Source organism: Streptomyces sp. NPDC019937, assembly GCF_040631655.1.
In the GTDB taxonomy this organism is placed as follows: domain Bacteria; phylum Actinomycetota; class Actinomycetes; order Streptomycetales; family Streptomycetaceae; genus Streptomyces.
Genome location: NZ_JBEYAL010000008.1, coordinates 106,534 through 121,426 on the forward strand (window position 1 = coordinate 106,534; position 14,893 = coordinate 121,426).

Annotated in this window: 15 protein-coding genes; 10 read left to right on the forward strand and 5 right to left on the reverse strand. The window is 69.8% G+C overall.

Going from position 1 to position 14,893, the window contains the following annotated elements; genetic code table 11:
• Positions 1-17 precede the first annotated feature (17 nt).
• Complete coding sequence (locus tag ABZ562_RS10180; protein WP_361476216.1) at positions 18-1,235, forward strand: MFS transporter; 1,218 nt, start codon at positions 18-20, stop codon at positions 1,233-1,235.
• Between the two features lie 52 nt (positions 1,236-1,287).
• On the forward strand, positions 1,288-1,518 hold the full coding sequence (locus ABZ562_RS10185) for a hypothetical protein (RefSeq protein WP_055547806.1): 231 nt from the start codon (positions 1,288-1,290) through the stop codon (positions 1,516-1,518).
• Positions 1,519-1,647: 129 nt separating this feature from the next.
• Here the strand turns inward: ABZ562_RS10185 and ABZ562_RS10190 are convergent, their stop codons facing one another.
• Entirely contained in the window at positions 1,648-3,903 is a 2,256-nt protein-coding gene (locus ABZ562_RS10190; RefSeq protein WP_361476218.1) for an MFS transporter, read from the reverse strand.
• Between the two features lie 176 nt (positions 3,904-4,079).
• Here ABZ562_RS10190 and ABZ562_RS10195 point away from each other — a divergent pair, with 176 nt between their 5' ends.
• The 3 genes from ABZ562_RS10195 to ABZ562_RS10205 all read left to right on the forward strand — a co-directional run bounded on the left by ABZ562_RS10195 (position 4,080) and on the right by ABZ562_RS10205 (position 5,490).
• Positions 4,080-4,544, forward strand: a complete 465-nt coding sequence (locus ABZ562_RS10195) for a MarR family transcriptional regulator (protein ID WP_361476454.1) — start codon at positions 4,080-4,082, stop codon at positions 4,542-4,544.
• A 33-nt stretch (positions 4,545-4,577) separates the two neighbouring features.
• Complete coding sequence (locus ABZ562_RS10200; protein WP_361476220.1) at positions 4,578-4,958, forward strand: DUF427 domain-containing protein; 381 nt, start codon at positions 4,578-4,580, stop codon at positions 4,956-4,958.
• Between the two features lie 67 nt (positions 4,959-5,025).
• Positions 5,026-5,490 (forward strand): hypothetical protein, encoded by a 465-nt coding sequence (locus ABZ562_RS10205; RefSeq protein WP_361476222.1) that lies wholly within the window; start codon positions 5,026-5,028, stop codon positions 5,488-5,490.
• 7 nt (positions 5,491-5,497) lie between these two features.
• On the opposite strand, the gene ABZ562_RS10210 is transcribed toward ABZ562_RS10205, so the two are convergent.
• The 3 genes from ABZ562_RS10210 to ABZ562_RS10220 all read right to left on the reverse strand — a co-directional run bounded on the left by ABZ562_RS10210 (position 5,498) and on the right by ABZ562_RS10220 (position 8,055).
• On the reverse strand, positions 5,498-6,349 hold the full coding sequence (locus tag ABZ562_RS10210; protein WP_361476224.1) for a hypothetical protein: 852 nt from the start codon (positions 6,347-6,349) through the stop codon (positions 5,498-5,500).
• 119 nt (positions 6,350-6,468) lie between these two features.
• Positions 6,469-7,140, reverse strand: coding sequence for a lytic polysaccharide monooxygenase (locus ABZ562_RS10215; RefSeq protein ID WP_361476226.1), 672 nt, complete (start codon positions 7,138-7,140; stop codon positions 6,469-6,471).
• A gap of 111 nt (positions 7,141-7,251) precedes the next feature.
• Positions 7,252-8,055, reverse strand: a complete 804-nt coding sequence (locus ABZ562_RS10220; protein WP_361476228.1) for a hypothetical protein — start codon at positions 8,053-8,055, stop codon at positions 7,252-7,254.
• 168 nt (positions 8,056-8,223) lie between these two features.
• Between ABZ562_RS10220 and ABZ562_RS10225 the strand changes: the two genes are divergently transcribed.
• Positions 8,224-9,108: a DUF72 domain-containing protein gene (locus ABZ562_RS10225; RefSeq protein WP_361476230.1), complete on the forward strand. Its 885-nt coding sequence runs from the start codon at positions 8,224-8,226 to the stop codon at positions 9,106-9,108.
• Positions 9,109-9,242: 134 nt separating this feature from the next.
• On the opposite strand, the gene ABZ562_RS10230 is transcribed toward ABZ562_RS10225, so the two are convergent.
• Positions 9,243-10,292, reverse strand: a complete 1,050-nt coding sequence (locus tag ABZ562_RS10230) for a methyltransferase (protein ID WP_361476232.1) — start codon at positions 10,290-10,292, stop codon at positions 9,243-9,245.
• 329 nt (positions 10,293-10,621) lie between these two features.
• Between ABZ562_RS10230 and ABZ562_RS10235 the strand changes: the two genes are divergently transcribed.
• The 4 genes from ABZ562_RS10235 (at position 10,622) to ABZ562_RS10250 (ending at position 14,783) form a co-directional block, all read left to right on the forward strand.
• Positions 10,622-11,563 carry a helix-turn-helix domain-containing protein gene (locus ABZ562_RS10235; protein ID WP_361476234.1) on the forward strand — a complete coding sequence of 314 codons (942 nt, stop codon included), beginning with the start codon at positions 10,622-10,624 and terminating at the stop codon, positions 11,561-11,563.
• Between the two features lie 337 nt (positions 11,564-11,900).
• Positions 11,901-13,574, forward strand: a complete 1,674-nt coding sequence (locus ABZ562_RS10240) for a hypothetical protein (protein ID WP_361476236.1) — start codon at positions 11,901-11,903, stop codon at positions 13,572-13,574.
• Between the two features lie 446 nt (positions 13,575-14,020).
• Complete coding sequence (locus ABZ562_RS10245; RefSeq protein ID WP_361476238.1) at positions 14,021-14,155, forward strand: hypothetical protein; 135 nt, start codon at positions 14,021-14,023, stop codon at positions 14,153-14,155.
• Positions 14,148-14,783 carry a DUF6879 family protein gene (locus tag ABZ562_RS10250; protein ID WP_361476240.1) on the forward strand — a complete coding sequence of 212 codons (636 nt, stop codon included), beginning with the start codon at positions 14,148-14,150 and terminating at the stop codon, positions 14,781-14,783. Before ABZ562_RS10245 ends, ABZ562_RS10250 begins: the two co-directional genes overlap by 8 nt.
• Positions 14,784-14,893: the final 110 nt, after the last annotated feature.

The window sequence follows — 14,893 nt, forward strand, 5'->3', positions numbered from 1 at the left end:
GGCGGTTCATTTGAGTCATGTCGAATACCACGCCCACTACCACGGAACTCACCGCTCCGGCAGGTGCATCCGGGTCAGCCGCCCCCGCGCACTCGCCGCTCAGAGCCTGGCTCGCCGTCGTCGCCGTGGCGTTCGGCACCTTCTCCGTCGTCACCACCGAAATGCTCCCCGTCGGCCTGCTCACCTCCGTCGGCTCCGCGCTGGGCGTCTCGCCCGGTACGGCGGGCCTGGCCATGACCGTGCCCGGCCTGGTCGCCGCCGTGGCTGCGCCCCTGCTGACCGTCACCGTCGGCCGCCTCGACCGGCGGCTGGTGCTGTGTGGCCTGATGGTGCTCCTCGCGGTGGCCAACCTGGCCTCCGCCCTCGCGCCCGGCTTCGCCGTGCTGCTGCTGGCCCGGGTGCTGGTCGGGGTGTGCATCGGCGGGGTGTGGTCCCTGGCCGCGGGGCTCGCCGTACGGCTCGTACCGGAGAAGTCCGCGGGCCCCGCCACCTCGCTGGTCTTCAGCGGGATCGCCGTCGCCTCCGTCCTCGGCGTACCGGTCGGCACGTTCATCGGCGACCTGGTCCACTGGCGCGCCGCGTTCGCCGGGATGGGCGCGCTCGCGCTGGCGATCGCCGCGGCCCTCGCCGTCACCCTGCCGCCGCTGCCCGCCACCGAGACCATCCGGCTGCGCGAGGTGCCGGGGCTGTTCCGCAACGCCCGGCTACGGGTCGCGCTGATCACCACGCTGCTGCTGGTCACCGGCCACTTCGGCGCGTACACCTATATCCGCCCGGTGCTGGAGGACGTCTCGGGCGTACGGGCGGGGCTGATCAGCACCCTGCTGCTGGCGTACGGCGTGGCGGGCATCGCCGGGAACTTCCTGGCGGGCGCCACCGCCCACCGCGCCCCGCGCCGCACCCTCATGGTCATCTTCACCGTGCTGGCCACCGCGGTCCTGCTCGTCCCCGTGGCGGGCGGCACCCTCGGCGGGGCGGTCACGCTGCTGGTGCTGTGGGGGCTGGCGTACGGCGGGGTGTCGGTGACCTCGCAGACCTGGGTGCTGCACGCGGCACCGGACGCGCGGGAGGCCGCCTCGGCGCTGTTCGTCGGCGTCTTCAACATCGCGATATCGCTCGGCGCGCTGCTCGGCGGCCGGGCGGCGGACGGGATCGCGCTCGTCGGCGTGATGTGGTTCGGCGGAGCGCTCGCGCTGCTGGCCCTGGCACATGTGGCGATCTTCGGAAGGCGGTAGCCGCGCACCGTGAGACCCTGAAACCAGGGGGCTCGTCTTCGGGAGTGATCCGATGGCAGTGAGCATGCACGTGGTCTGGAGCAAGGCCGAGCCGGGGCGCGTCATCTACGAGACGCACTCGATCGAAACGATCACCGACGGCAAGGGTGTCCACGCGACGGTCGACAGCCACACCTACGAGATCTCCGTCCGCAGCCGCGCGGAGGCGGAGTCGATCGCGGACGCGGAGGGATACGAGCTGTTCCGCAAGGGTGAGGCGTGGGAGAGCCTGCCCGAGGAATGAGAGCGGGAGCAGCACCGCCGGGGGCGGATGCGTGCTGTGCCCGTCCAGCCCGCTGTGCCCGTCCGGCCCGCTGTGCCCGTCCGGCCGGGCCCGTGTTCCGGGGCCCGGCCGGACGTATCGACTCGGTCCTCAGCCGTGGCTCAGCAGCAGGTCCACGTCCCGGGCCTCCGGGGTGTCGCCGCCGACCGTGACCGGCCGGGTGGCCGGGGCGTAACCGCTGGCGACGACCGTGTAGTGCTCACCGGTCAGCCCCTCGAAGGCGAAGGCCCCGTCCGCGCCCGTGATGGACTGCCCGACGACATCGCCGGAGGCGTCCAGCAGCGCCACGCGTGCGTCCTCCAGCGGCTGTCCGCCCTGGTCACGTACGGTCCCCCGGACCCGGGCGGCGGGCCGCAGCGACACATCGACCCGCACCGGCTCACCGGCGGTCAGCTCGACCTGGGTGGCGTGCGGCCGGTGCCCGTCGGCGCTGAGCGTCAGCGCGTACGTGCCGGAGGCCAGCTCCGGAAGCGCGAACTCACCCTTCTCGTCGGCCGTCGCCGAGCCCGCCACCTCGCCGTCCGCGCCGGTCGCGGTCGCGGTGGCCCCGGCCAGCGGCCCACCGCCCTCGGCCCGGACGGACCCGGTCAGCCCGCCGCCTCCGGCGAGCCGCAGGTCGCACAGGACGGGAACGTCCGACACCAGCAGCGTGGCGGCCTGCGGCCGGTGGCCGGGCGCCGAGCCGATGAGGACGACGCTCGCGCTGCCGGGCGCGGTCACGGTGTAGCCGCCGTCGCTCCCGCTGACCGTACGGCCCAGCTGGCGGCCGCCGGTGTCGATCAGGGTGACGGCGGCGTCGGCCAGCGGGGTGCCGTCGGCGCCGAGGACCCGGCCGTGGATGACGCTGCCGGTGAGAGCGGGAACGTCCTCCGCGACGTCGTGCTCCTCCGGCACGGAAACACTCGCGGCCGGCGCGGACGAAACGCTCCCCGAGGAGACCCGGCGCCGCGCGGGCAGACAGAAGGCGATCAGCAGACCCACGATCGAGGCGGCGCACGCCACCATGAACGACGTCTGGAAGCCCTCCTTGCTCGGCAGCGCGACCCCGCCGAAGTCCGTCGTCCGGTGGGCCAGGATCACCCCCACCACCGCGCTGGAGGTGGACATGCCGATGGACCGCATCAGGGTGTTCAGACCGTTCGCCGCGCCCGTCTCCCGGGCGGGGACGGCGCTGACGATCAGGGTCGGCATGGCCGAGTACGCGATGCCGATGCCGATGCCGAGCGCGGTGGAGAGCACCACGATCTGCCAGATGTGGTCGATCATCACCAGGCCCGCGCCGTACGTCGCGCCGATCACGATGATGCCGCTGACCAGCGAGACCTTGGGGCCGCGGGCGGCGTTGATGCGCGCGGACAGCGGCGATACCAGCATCATCGCCACGCCCATCGGGGCGAAGTACAGCCCCGCCATGACCATCGACTGACCGAGCCCGTAGCCGGTGGCCTCCGGCAGCTGCAGCAGCTGCGGCAGGATCAGCGACATCGCGTAGAACGAGAAGCCGACCATGATCGAGGCGAGGTTGGTCAGCAGCACCTGACGGCGCGCGGTGGTCCGCAGGTCGACCAGCGGTTCGGCGGTGCGCAGCTCGAACAGTCCCCACAGGACCAGGATCACCACGGCCGCGCCGAACAGCCCGAGCGTCGTACCGCTCGCCCAGCCCCAGTCGCCGCCCTTGGTGATGGGCAGCAGCAGACACACCAGCCCGGCCGTCAGCCCGACCGCGCCGATCAGGTCGAAGCGGCTGGGGGTGCGTACGGCGGACTCCGGGACGACGGCGAGCACCAGCGCGATCGATATCGCGCCCAGCCCGGCGGCCCCGTAGAACAGCACGTGCCAGCTGGTGTGCTGCGCGACGAACGCGGCGGCCGGCAGTCCCAGCGCACCGCCGATGCCGAGCGATGAGCTCATCAGGGCCATCGCCGAGCCCAGCTTCTCCGGCGGCAGCTCGTCCCGCATGATGCTGATGCCGAGCGGAATGGCGCCCATCGCCCCGCCCTGAATGGCCCGGCCGACCACCATCACCACCAGATCGGAGGTGACGGCGCAGGTCAGCGAGCCGACGACGAGCAGCGTCAACGCGACCATCAGCATCCGGCGCTTGCCGAACATGTCCCCGAGCCGCCCCATGACGGGAGTCGAGACGGCCCCCGCGAGCAGGGTCGCGGTGACCACCCAGGACGCGTTCGAGCTGGTGGTGTGCAGCAGCTGCGGCAGTTCGCTCACGAGCGGGACGACCAGCGTCTGCATCACCGAAACGGCGATGCCGCAGAACGCGAGCACCGCCACGAAACCGCCACCGACCTCGCGCTGCGGGAGCGACGTGCCGGGCGGCGCGGCGCTCAAGGGCTCCTCGACACGGGGTGGGGCTGACTGGGCCATGCGGATGCGGCCTCCAAGCGGTACAACTGGGATGAGTAGGAGATGTGCATCCTACACATGATGTGTATCGTGCACACTTCTGTTGCATGGAGCGGGGGCGACGAGGAGGAAGCGTGCTGGAGCGGCTGGAACGCGAGCTGATGCTGGTCGCCAGGTGTCACGTCCTGACACCCCGGGACCGCAAGGCGTCCGGTGGCGAGTCGTGCGCCGACCGCCTGGACCGCTCGGCCTACCTCCTCCTCACCCGCCTGGACACGGAGGGCGCGATGTCGATCGGCCAGCTCGCCGACGCGTTCCAGCTCGACGTCTCCACCGTCAACCGCCAGACCGGCACCCTGCTCCGCGGCGGCCTGGTCGAGCGCATCCCCGACCCCGACGGCGGCCTCGCCCGCAAGCTCCGCGTCACCGCCCTGGGCACCGAATGCCTCACCGCCGAACGCGACCGCCGCCGCACCAGCCTGGCCCGGCTGCTCGAGGACTGGACCCCGGAGGACCTGTCCCGCTTCGGCGAGGTCCTGACCCGCTTCAACCGCGAGGTCGAAGCCCAGGACGGCCGACCCTGGCCCCGCGAGGAGACGGAATCCCCGGCCGAGGGCAAGCGTTGACCTGAACACGGACCCACCCGAGGAGGACCCACCATGACCACCCACCCCCACACCGGCTCGGGCTCCGGCCACCGTGTGGACGTGACGCGCGGCACGCAGCACGTCAAGGTCACCATCGACGGCCAGGTCGTCGCCGAGACGGACCGCCCGCTGCTGCTCCACGAGACCGGCCTGCCGGTGCGCTACTACCTCCCGCCGGAGGACGTGGACCTGACCCTGTTCGAGCCCACCGACACCCGCACCACCTGCCCGTTCAAGGGCGAGGCGGCGTACTGGACGTACATCGGCCCGGACAGCGGCACCGAACTGCGCCCGGACGTGGTGTGGGCGTACCCGCAGCCGATCGACGCCGTGGCCGAGATCAAGAACCACCTCTGCTTCTACGACACAACAGCCAAGGTCGAGGTCTCCTGACCCTCCGGGAGACCCCATCACCCCATCAGTGGCCTTCCCCTTCACTCCCAGGGGGAACGGCTGACGCGTGCACCTCCACGCGTACTCCTGGCTGGGCGAGAAGGAGCTGTTCGACCACGAGATCCTCCGCCGCCTCCCCGACCGCCCCCTGCCCCCGGCCACCCCGGAGGACGAGGAGCACTACCGAGCCCTCCTCGACACCTTCCGCCGCTCGGAGCTGCCCCCCATGGAGACGGCGTACTGGCTCCTCAAATCCCCCGCCCTCATCCGCGCCACCTTCCACGAACCCAAGGACGCCGCCACCTGGCTGGGCCGGCAGCTCACCGAACACGCGCCGGGCTTCCTCTCCCGCCAGGAAGCCGACACCGCACGCCTGTCCCACCTGGTAGCCACCGCCGCTGACCGCCTGACCCAAGGCGGCGACGTCTCCCTGGGCTTCTACGTAGGCCGCACGTCCTTCCTCTCCCTGGCCGTGGTGACATGCGGCCCCAACGCCCTGGCCCCGGACCTGCCGTGTCCCCAGGCCCGGTGACCCGGCTCTACCGCTTGCCGAGCTTGCCCGTCATGTCGGTGGTCTGCCCCGCAGGTGGGGCCTCCGGGTCGACCTCGGTGCCGAAGTCGGAGAACTCGATCAGCGTGCGCACCGTCAGCTTCTTCGGGGTGGTCGTCCCCTTCGGCTGATCGGTGGGCTTGATGTCCATGGTGATCTGCTGGCGGCGGATGCGGCCCTGGTCGTCCAGCCAGACGTCCATCGGGACGGTGGGACCGACCTGGCGCTTCAACGCGGCGGCGCCGGAGAGCTTGTCGATGTCGACGGTGACCCGGTAACGGGTGGTCTTCACGCCGTCGACCGTGGCCGTGCCGACCTTCTTGGTGTTCCGGTCGGTGATGCCCTTTCCGAACGAGGCCGACTGCGCGGGGTCGTTGATCTGATTGCTGCTGCCGCTGTTCTGCTCGGCGGCCGCTTTCTTCAGATCGATCTTGATCCACGGCTTGTCGCCGGGCACCTGCGCGCGCTGCTTGGACGGAAGCTTCTGGTAGACCACCTGGTCGACGACGCGCTGCTCGACCTTCTGACCCCCGGCGCTGATGGACATGGTGCTGTCCCCGTCCTCCAGGTCGATGGCCCCCTCCCCCTGCGCGACCGCCGACTTCCCGGCGGCCGAGGTCTCCGTCCGGAGGGTCATCCGCGCCGTTTCCTCCTCGGCGGTCTTGCGGTACGCGGTACGGACCGCGGCCGTGCCTCCCTCACCACCGCCGGCCGCCGACGAGGTCTTCCCGCCCTTGCCCTCGGAGTCGCCGTCACTCCCGCACGCGGTCAGCACGCCGCACGCGAGGAGCCCCACGGCACCGATCGCGCCCGCCCGTATCCCGCTGGCTAAGTGCGTCATGTCTCCAACTCCTCTCAACGACTGGGGATACCTAGTTCCCCGGATACGCCGGACGAGACCGCCGAATCGTCAAACCCCGCCGGAGGCAATGCTTCCGGCGGGGCTCGACGGGCGGCGGCTCAGGAGAAGTTCACGTCGCTGCACAGGAAGTACGTCTGGTCCATGTGCGAGGCCTGCCAGATCGTGTAGACGACGTGGCGGCCGGTGTAGCCGGAGGTGCTGACGTCGATCGAGTAGTTCTGGCTGGGGCCGTACTTGCCGGTCGTGGTGACCAGCTGCAGGTCGCTCCACTTCAGCGGCTGGGTGGTGGGGTCGTAGCCCTGCCGGGTGACGTAGACCTTGAAGTAGTCCGCTCCGTGGCTGGCCTGGTCGTACAGCTTCACGGTGAAGTTCCGGCCGATGTTCGTGGTCTTCCAGGCGCCGGGGGTGTCGAGGGAGTTGTAGCGCCCGCCCTCGGTGTGCCCACCGCTGCACAGCTGCCCATCCGGCACAGCGGCCGGGAAGTTGCCGGCGGAGCCGTTGCGGTACAGCCCGTTCCAGTTCCACATGGCGTTGGGGTTGTCCCGCCAGGCCTGCCAGCACATGGGGTCTTTCTGGGCCATCTCCGGGTTCTGGAAGTCACTCGCCCAACGCTGCCAGCAGCCGTAGTTGCGGGAGGCGGGGTCGATGACCGATCCGTGCGCGCTGGCGGTGCCGGACATGGGGATCAGGCCGAGCAGCAGCGCGGCCAGCAGCCCGAGGGCGCGAGAGGCCCAGCGGCGTAAGTTTATGGCGCGTTCATGACAAATCATTGCGCGATCTTCCTCCATCGTTCGTGGGGGAATGGGAGGGATGTGGGAGCGCTCCCAATGTCGCAGCTTCCCCGACGGGGTCAGTGTGAAACGCGCCGTTGGCGCCGCGGCCTACGCCGGGGCAGACGCCAACGAGACCGTCACCACCACCGGCGCCAACCGCCCCGCCCGACGCAAACCATCCGCGACCATCTCCACCAGCCACACCGCGATATCTGGTGACCACTCGCGCGTACGGCAGCTCAACCGCATCACCTCACGCATCCCCTCGGTATGCAGCACGCGGTCGAGATCGAGCTCCAACCCCGGCAGATCGCCTCCCGCCACGGAAGCGGAGACATCCACCGCCCCCTGCGCCATGCCCCGCACCGCTTCGCAGACGGCCACCGCGTCCTCCTGGGGATGGCAGAAGACGGCGACCACCACCTCGTACCGGTCATCCGGATCCGCCAGCCCGAACCACGGTGCCAACTCGATTGGACGGAAAGCCGTGTTGCGCTCGGCCGCCCGCAAGGGCAGCAGAGCATGCAGACCGGTGAACGTCACCGTGCCCACGCGAGCCAGCGTCTCGGCCATCACCAAAGCGATCGGCCGGACGGGCAGACCGAGGCGTGGAGGATCAGTAAGAACTCCGGCCTGTAACCAGGCCAACTGGTGAACCCTGCCATCCTGCGTCCAGTCACCGCCGACCTCCTCATGGGCCCAGGAAGTGGGCTCATGGCGGGCGGTGACCTTTCCGTCCTCGTGGAGCCAGCTCGTCAGGGAGTGCCAGCCGTAGGAACCAGCCCGATCAATCGCAAGCCCGAGAAGGTCCTCCTCGACGCTGCCTTCCTCATCCTGTTCCACGACCCGGTCGAACCACGGATTCCGCTTGAGAATCCCGTGCAAACCCACAATGACGGTAGGCGGAAACACAGGCACTCCCCGAAAATGTGCGGCGCCGCTATCAGCTCTTGACCACGTGCCACGGTACGGCGCCAAAGTTGGGCAGCGCGATTTTTCGCTTCGCCGTCGAAACGTATGCGACGCGTGGGCTCGGACCCGGTGGTGCCGACTACCCCGACCCGGGGTAGTCGGCACCGCATGGGTGAGATTCTGGTCGGCACCTGTTCATGGACGGACCGTGCGCTGCTGTCCAGCGGCTGGTACCCGTCGGGGCGGCGCGACGCGGAGGGCAGACTGCGGCACTACGCCGCCCAGTTCCCCGTCGTCGAGGTCGACGCCACGTACTACTCCCTGCCCAGCGCCCGTAACAGCACCCTCTGGGCCGAGCGCACCCCGGACGGCTTCCGCTTCGACGTCAAGGCGTTCTCCCTGCTCACCGGCCACCCGACGACCCCGAACGCCCTGCCCGCCGACCTACGCCCCGCCCTGTCCGGCAGCCGCCGGGCAGGACACGATCCAGCACTGCTGGACGACATCTGGCAACGCTTCACCGGAGCGCTGGAACCGCTGAAGAAGGCTGGGCGCCTCGGCACCCTCCTCTTCCAGTTCCCGCCCTGGTTCGCCCCCGACGACCCACGGTCGAAGGCGTTCCTCGCCCAATGCGCGCGCCGTACGGCCGGGTGGCCCGTCGCCGTGGAGTTCCGCCACCCCGGCTGGTGGCAGGACGGCGAGCGAGCCGAGACCGAGGCGATGCTCAAGGACTGGGGCATGTCGGCCGTAGCCGTGGACATGACCCAGACGCTCGCCACCTCCATACCCCCGGTCACCCCCATCGCCTCACCCCACCTGGCGGTGGCCCGCTTCCACGGCCGCAACAGGGCCTGGGGTACCGGCACCAAGGAGGAGCGCTTCCGCCACACCTACACGACCGACGAACTGGAGGAATGGGCCCCACGCCTCCGCGAGATGGCCGATCGAGCCGACGAGGTCCACGCCCTGTTCAACAACTGCTGCGCGGACGCGGCGGTCCGCGCAGCAGAGTCGATGCGGCACCTGCTCGGCGCACGTACGGGGCCGGGGTGACTTCCGGGATCCAGTCAGATCTTGATGACGGTGACGCGTCCGCTGCACAGCGCCGTGAGGGGGCCGACCAGCCCTGTCTGCCATCACTCCGATGACCGGTCGTGGGCCGGTGCGCCGCGCCGCGAGCGATCGCCTCAGATGGCGACGAGCTCCAAGCCGAAGTATCCGCCGCCCACGGGGTACGTCTTCGACCGGCGCCACCCCGAGGCCGCGAAGAGGGCGTCGAATTCGTCCAGATCGCGTTCCATGCCGTTGGTCATGGTCAGCATGGCCATGTCCGACAAGGCGGCTATGTCGGGCTGACCGATCTCGCCGATGACCATTTCGACGACCAGCGCGCGTCCCCCCTCGTTCACGGCGGCCCTGCAGCGGCGCAGGATGGTCGTGCATTGGGCGTCGTCCCAGTCGTGCAGGATCGTCTTCACCAGGTAGAGGTCCGCCGGGGGAACCTCCTCGAAGAAGTCGCCCGCCACCGCGGAGAAGCGATCGGACAGACCGCGCTTCTCGGCCTCGCCGCGTGCTCCCTCGACGACATGAGCCAGATCGAGGACCTGCCCGCTGAGCTGGGGGTTGGCCTCCATCAGCGCCAGGACGAAATCACCGTTCGAACCGCCGACGTCGACAACGGTGGACACCCCGGCGGTGGAGACCGCGGCCACGGCGCCCTGTGTCACCAGGCTGGACATGTCGCCCATCGCCTGAGCGAAGAGAGCTGCTTCCTCGGCGTTCTCCGGCTGCGCGTAATACTCGAAGACGTCCATCCCCAGCGCCTTCTTGGCCTGCGTCTCCCCTTGTCGCACAGCCTCGGGGAAGTGCGTCCAGGACCGCCAGTGCGCTTGGCCGGTCTGGGCCAGTACCAAGGAGCGCAGGGAGCCGGGCAGGTCTGAACGCAGCAGCCGGCCCCGGCCGGTGAGAGCGAAACGATGCTCCCCCTCGTGGCTCAGCAGGCCCAACGACGAGGCCGCGCGCATCAGCCGGTACGTGGCCTGCGGATGACTGCCCTCGCGCTGGGCCACTTCCTCGGCCGTCAGGGCCCCGTCGGAGAGATGATCGGCTATACGAAGCGCCGCCACGCCCCTCAGGACTTGGGCGCGAACCAAGCCGATCAGCAGGTCGAAGACGGCGGCGGCATCGGCTGCGGGATCGCTCGACGCGACGTCGGTGCCACGGTTCGTGTCAGGCATGACGGTCAAAACCCTTCAGAATTCACAGTGGGAGCGGAAAGCATGAAAGCAAGCCTGGGAAATTCCGACGTCCAGCGACGTGATGGCTCCATGAGCGGCACGGCGGTGGCCCCGAGCTGCCGTCTGTCCGTTTCGGAAGAGGCGTAACCCGGCCTCCGCGCTTTCGGCATCGTCCGCATCGCTCACCCTAGGGAGATTGCCACGGCGTGCGCTTGTACCATTGCGCCACTCTGATGGCATGTCAGTGCCAGGAAAGCGTGTGCCGTATGACCATGAGCGACACGGGGAACACCGAACCGCGGACCGGCGGACCAGCAAGGAACTTCTTCGTGGACGTCACGGCTCCGCGCACCGCGCGGGACGGCTTCGACGTCTTCCGGCGTGAATGGGAATCGCAGGTCGGGGAGGCGCTCCCGCTGCCGCCCATGGAGCCGATCGGATCGGGTGATTTCCGGGTCAGGGTCCGCGCGTCAAAGCTGCATGACACGGTGATCGCGGACCTCTACGGCGAGTCGATGGCCGGCAGCCCTCAAGGCGCCTTCCACCACCTCGACGACCGCGTCCTGGTGCACGTGATGGAGCGTGGCGAGTGGCGCTTCATCCGTCCGCGCGACGGAGGCGGGACCTCCGTACCGGCCGGACAGTTCATCGTGCGGCACAATGGCCCTCCGGTGCGGTTCGAGATCGAACCGCGCACGACAGCGAGGGTGCTGATCCTGCCGGCCTCGCAGCTCAGGCCACTGATCCGCGACCGGGCGATCGTCGGGGCGGCCGACTCGCCCGAACTACGTGTGCTCACGGCGTACGCCAAAAACGTCGACGCGACGCTGAACGACCTCACCCCTGCCGGTGTGCGCGCCGCTCGCAACGCTCTGATCGAGCTGGTCAAGGGGGTGCTTGCGCAAGCATTCGACGACAGCGAGCCCCGGCTGGCCCCCGCGCTGGCCCAAGCGGCCAGGGACATCGCGGACAGCCGCCTCACCGATCCCGATCTCTCCCCTGCGGCCCTGGCCCGGGAACTCAACGTCTCCGTACGGACGCTGCACCGGGCGTTCGCCGAGACCGAAGACTCAGTGGCCGCGTATATCCGCCGTAGGCGGCTGGAACAAGCCCGGCTCGAATTGGCGACGCCGGTCGGTAGGCCGAGCATTTCAGACATCGCCGCACATTGGCACTTCGCCGACAGCAGCCACTTCATCCGTACCTTCAAAAAGCAGTACGGCCAAACCCCCACCGAATACGCCCGCTCGACCGGCCGGACCCAACGATGACTGGACTGATCGCGGTGGGCCGTGGCCTTCGGCGGCGTCCGGTGGCGCAACAGGGGCTCCCACGGAGCCCTGCCCGTCGACGATGACTCGCCGAAGCCGAGTTCCTTCTGAAGGGGCGAGTCGAAGCCGTAGAGCAGGCGGAGCTTGAAGGAACACGGGCACTCGAAGAGGTGCCGAAGTCGAGGTCATCGGGGTCCAGGCCATGGCGGTGCCTCCGAGCCGGGCGGGAATCCGCCACCTGGCCGCGTAGCGGAGGGCCTCAACACACATCCAACCCGTCCGTGGATACAAGTTACGCGCCACGTCCCGCGGGAACGAGGTCCGGGAGAGGAAGGCCATGGAAGGGTTCAGCGAGTCGACTCTGCGGGCGTTGGCCGGCGTCCGTTCCTACGAGCGCGGGTTCGGCTACCTGGACGCGGTGTCCGGTGTCGAAGTCGGTGACGGCTGGGTCACCGCGAGTGTCCACGGCACGGAGCGGTACGAGGTGGAGTTGGCGCTGGACGGGCCTGGCGGGCTGTCCGGTGAGTGTGACTGCCCGTACGGGATGGAGGGCAATTTCTGCAAGCATCTGGTCGCTCTCGGTCTGACGGTGCTCGCCAAGCGGGAGCTGCCGCGGCAGCGGAAGGCGGCCCGGGACCGTGCGCAGGACCTCGATGGGTGGTTGTCCGGCCTGTCCAAGGATGAGTTGCTCGCCCTCGTACGGGAACAGATCGCCGAGGACCGGCAGTTGCGCCGCCGCCTGGAGCTTCGGGCCGCGAGCGCTCGCGGCGACCTCGCCGTGGTCCGGGGCCGTATCCGTGATCTGCTGGACCTCTCACCATTCGCGCAGTACGGGTACGTCGAGTACGCCGATGCCCGCGCCTACGCCGACCAGGCCGGGCAGGCGGTGTCCGCGATCGGCGCGCTCACCGGTTCGGGCCGGGCCGACGACGCGATCACCCTGGCGCGGGAGGCGATGAAGCTGCTCGCCGGCGCGGTGGAGAGCGTCGACGACTCGGATGGATGGCTCGGGCAGGTCGGTGCGGACCTCGCCGCCGCCCACCTCGAAGCGTGCCGTGCGGCACGCCCGGACCCCGAGGAGCTCGCGCGCTGGCTGGTCGGCCATGCGCTCGGCGACGTGGACGACGGCCTCACGGACATCGATCCGCTCGACTACGAGGACATCCTCGGCGAAGACGGGATGACCGTCCTGCGGAAGCTGGCGGTCGAGGCGTGGCGGGGCAACCGCCGCGGCTGGGCGGAGAAGTATCTGATGGAGCGTCTGGCCAAGGCGGGAGGTGACGTGGACGCGGTGATCGCCGTGCACGCGGCCGACCTGTCACCGAACGGCCACACCCACTTGGTCATCGCCCACGAGCTGGACACCGCCCGGCGCCCCGCCGAGGCCCTGCGCTGGGCGGAACGCGGCATCCAGGACGCCCGCGCCCTCGCCGACGTCGACACCGCCCTCGTCGACTACCTCTGCGACCGCTACGCGCAGGCGGATCGGCTGCCCGATGCCGTCGCCCTGCGCCGGGACCACTTCGGCGCCCGCCGCACCCTGCTCGCGTACCAGCAACTGCGAGCCGCCGCCCGAGCCGGGGACTGCTGGCCGGCCGAGCGTGAGGGAGCGCTGGCCCTGCTGCGTGCCGACGCTGGGCGGCGACAACAGGGCTGGAACGGCGGCCCCGTCCTGGTCGACGCCTTGCTCGACGACAAGGACGTCGACGCCGCCTGGGAGGCCGCCACAGAGACCGACGCCGACGACCGGCAGTGGCTCACGCTCGCCGACCAGGCTCGCCCCACCCGCCCCGCCGACGCGCTCGGCGTCTACCTGCGCCTGATCGATCCGCTGACCAAGCAGACCGGCAACGCGGTCTACGAGGAACTCGTCAGCCTGATGTTGAGCATCCGCGACTGCCACCGCCGTCTGGGTACCCAGGACGAGTTCACCACCTACCTCACCGCCCTGCGCGCCGACCAGAAGCGCAAGCGCAACCTGATGCGGCTCCTCGACCAGCACGGCCTGTGAACCCACAACCGGCCTCCGAACGCCGAGCCTGTACGACCGGAGCCTGGGACGTCCGACGGTCGGTTGGGAATCGTCGTATGGCATAGGCCGACTGCTGTAGTGAAGCGCTTCTCGCAGGCTCGAGTGCCCGGCGGGGGACGCGGCACATGGGGAGCGAGCCTTTGTTGGGCGGGGAGCTGGTGGTCCAGACGACCATCCCGGTGCCGCTGACTCGAGCGCGCACGTAACCGACCGGCGCTCCGACCGCGCGGGGAGCCGCCCCTGACGGCTTCCGTGCCACCAGCCCGGCGGCTCGGCCGTGGGGCGACACCCTCACCAATGGGTGTGGTCCTGGATACAGTGGGTAGCCACAGCGCGCTCGACGGAAAACGGCCGCAGAGCTCGGAAACTCCGACGGCAATGACGAGTGCCCGTACATCTGGCAGCTCGGCAACGGCGATGTGGCCGTGATCGGCCGAGACCTGACGGCCGTCTACGGCACCCGCCTGCCGCAGGGCGTGCACCTCGCTCCGGACGAGCGGCTGGTCGTCATCCCCGGGAACATGCTCAGCGCTGCGGAGAAGGACATCCCCGATGCCTGATCCCCTCGCCCCCGTTCTCGATCCCGAGCAGGGCGACCGGCTTACCCGGCCCGCCTACAAGCAGGACTTCCGGCAACGAGAGGACGCGATCCGCGACGGGAGTTCCTGGAAACTGGAGCGCCGACAGCACTTTGAGGAGCAGGGCGGCCCGAGCCGCGACGCCCTGCGCCGCGGTGACTGGCAGGAGGCCCTACGGCTCCTCGCCGACCGGCATGACGACCTGGCCACGGCCGCCCAGGAGGAGAAGCGCAGGGGGTACGCCTTTCACCGCGTGCGGGTGATCGAGAAGCCGCTGACACCGTACGTGCAGTGGGAACTCCACTCCCAGCGGCAGCGCGCCGAGCACGGCCAGCGAATCAGGATCGTTCCCGCCGAGCAGGTGGCAGCTTCGGAGAACACCGGCCCGCTCCCGGAAGTGGTAATCCTCGGCGGCCACACCCTCTTCCAGGTCCTCTACACCGACGCAGGAGTCGCGGACGGAGCGATCCGCTACACCGACCGTGAACTCGTCGAGCGCTGGGAGACCTACATCAAGGCGCTCTACGACCTCGGTGAAGACGTGATCTCCTACTTCGACCGCGAGGTGGCGCACCTCGACCCGCCGAAGCTGAGCGCAGAAGGGGAGTAGGCCGATCGCAGCGCCAGAGGGACAGGACGAGCACTTCGGCAACACCCACTCCGAGCTGTCGGGGTCCTCACGTGACGTCGTCCAGGCGAGAAACGTCCACGGAGGCATCC

What these genes read in the sequence shown, in the direction of transcription:
- ABZ562_RS10180 (WP_361476216.1), top strand. Translation starts at nt 18, where the DNA reads ATGTCGAATACCACGCCCACTACCACGGAACTCACCGCTCCGGCAGGT.
- ABZ562_RS10185 (WP_055547806.1), top strand. Translation starts at nt 1,288, where the DNA reads ATGGCAGTGAGCATGCACGTGGTCTGGAGCAAGGCCGAGCCGGGGCGC.
- ABZ562_RS10195 (WP_361476454.1), top strand. Translation starts at nt 4,080, where the DNA reads ATGCTGGTCGCCAGGTGTCACGTCCTGACACCCCGGGACCGCAAGGCG.
- ABZ562_RS10200 (WP_361476220.1), top strand. Translation starts at nt 4,578, where the DNA reads ATGACCACCCACCCCCACACCGGCTCGGGCTCCGGCCACCGTGTGGAC.
- ABZ562_RS10210 (WP_361476224.1), bottom strand. Translation starts at nt 6,349, where the DNA reads ATGACGCACTTAGCCAGCGGGATACGGGCGGGCGCGATCGGTGCCGTG.
- ABZ562_RS10215 (WP_361476226.1), bottom strand. Translation starts at nt 7,140, where the DNA reads ATGATTTGTCATGAACGCGCCATAAACTTACGCCGCTGGGCCTCTCGC.
- ABZ562_RS10225 (WP_361476230.1), top strand. Translation starts at nt 8,224, where the DNA reads ATGGGTGAGATTCTGGTCGGCACCTGTTCATGGACGGACCGTGCGCTG.
- ABZ562_RS10230 (WP_361476232.1), bottom strand. Translation starts at nt 10,292, where the DNA reads ATGCCTGACACGAACCGTGGCACCGACGTCGCGTCGAGCGATCCCGCA.
- ABZ562_RS10240 (WP_361476236.1), top strand. Translation starts at nt 11,901, where the DNA reads ATGGAAGGGTTCAGCGAGTCGACTCTGCGGGCGTTGGCCGGCGTCCGT.
- ABZ562_RS10250 (WP_361476240.1), top strand. Translation starts at nt 14,148, where the DNA reads ATGCCTGATCCCCTCGCCCCCGTTCTCGATCCCGAGCAGGGCGACCGG.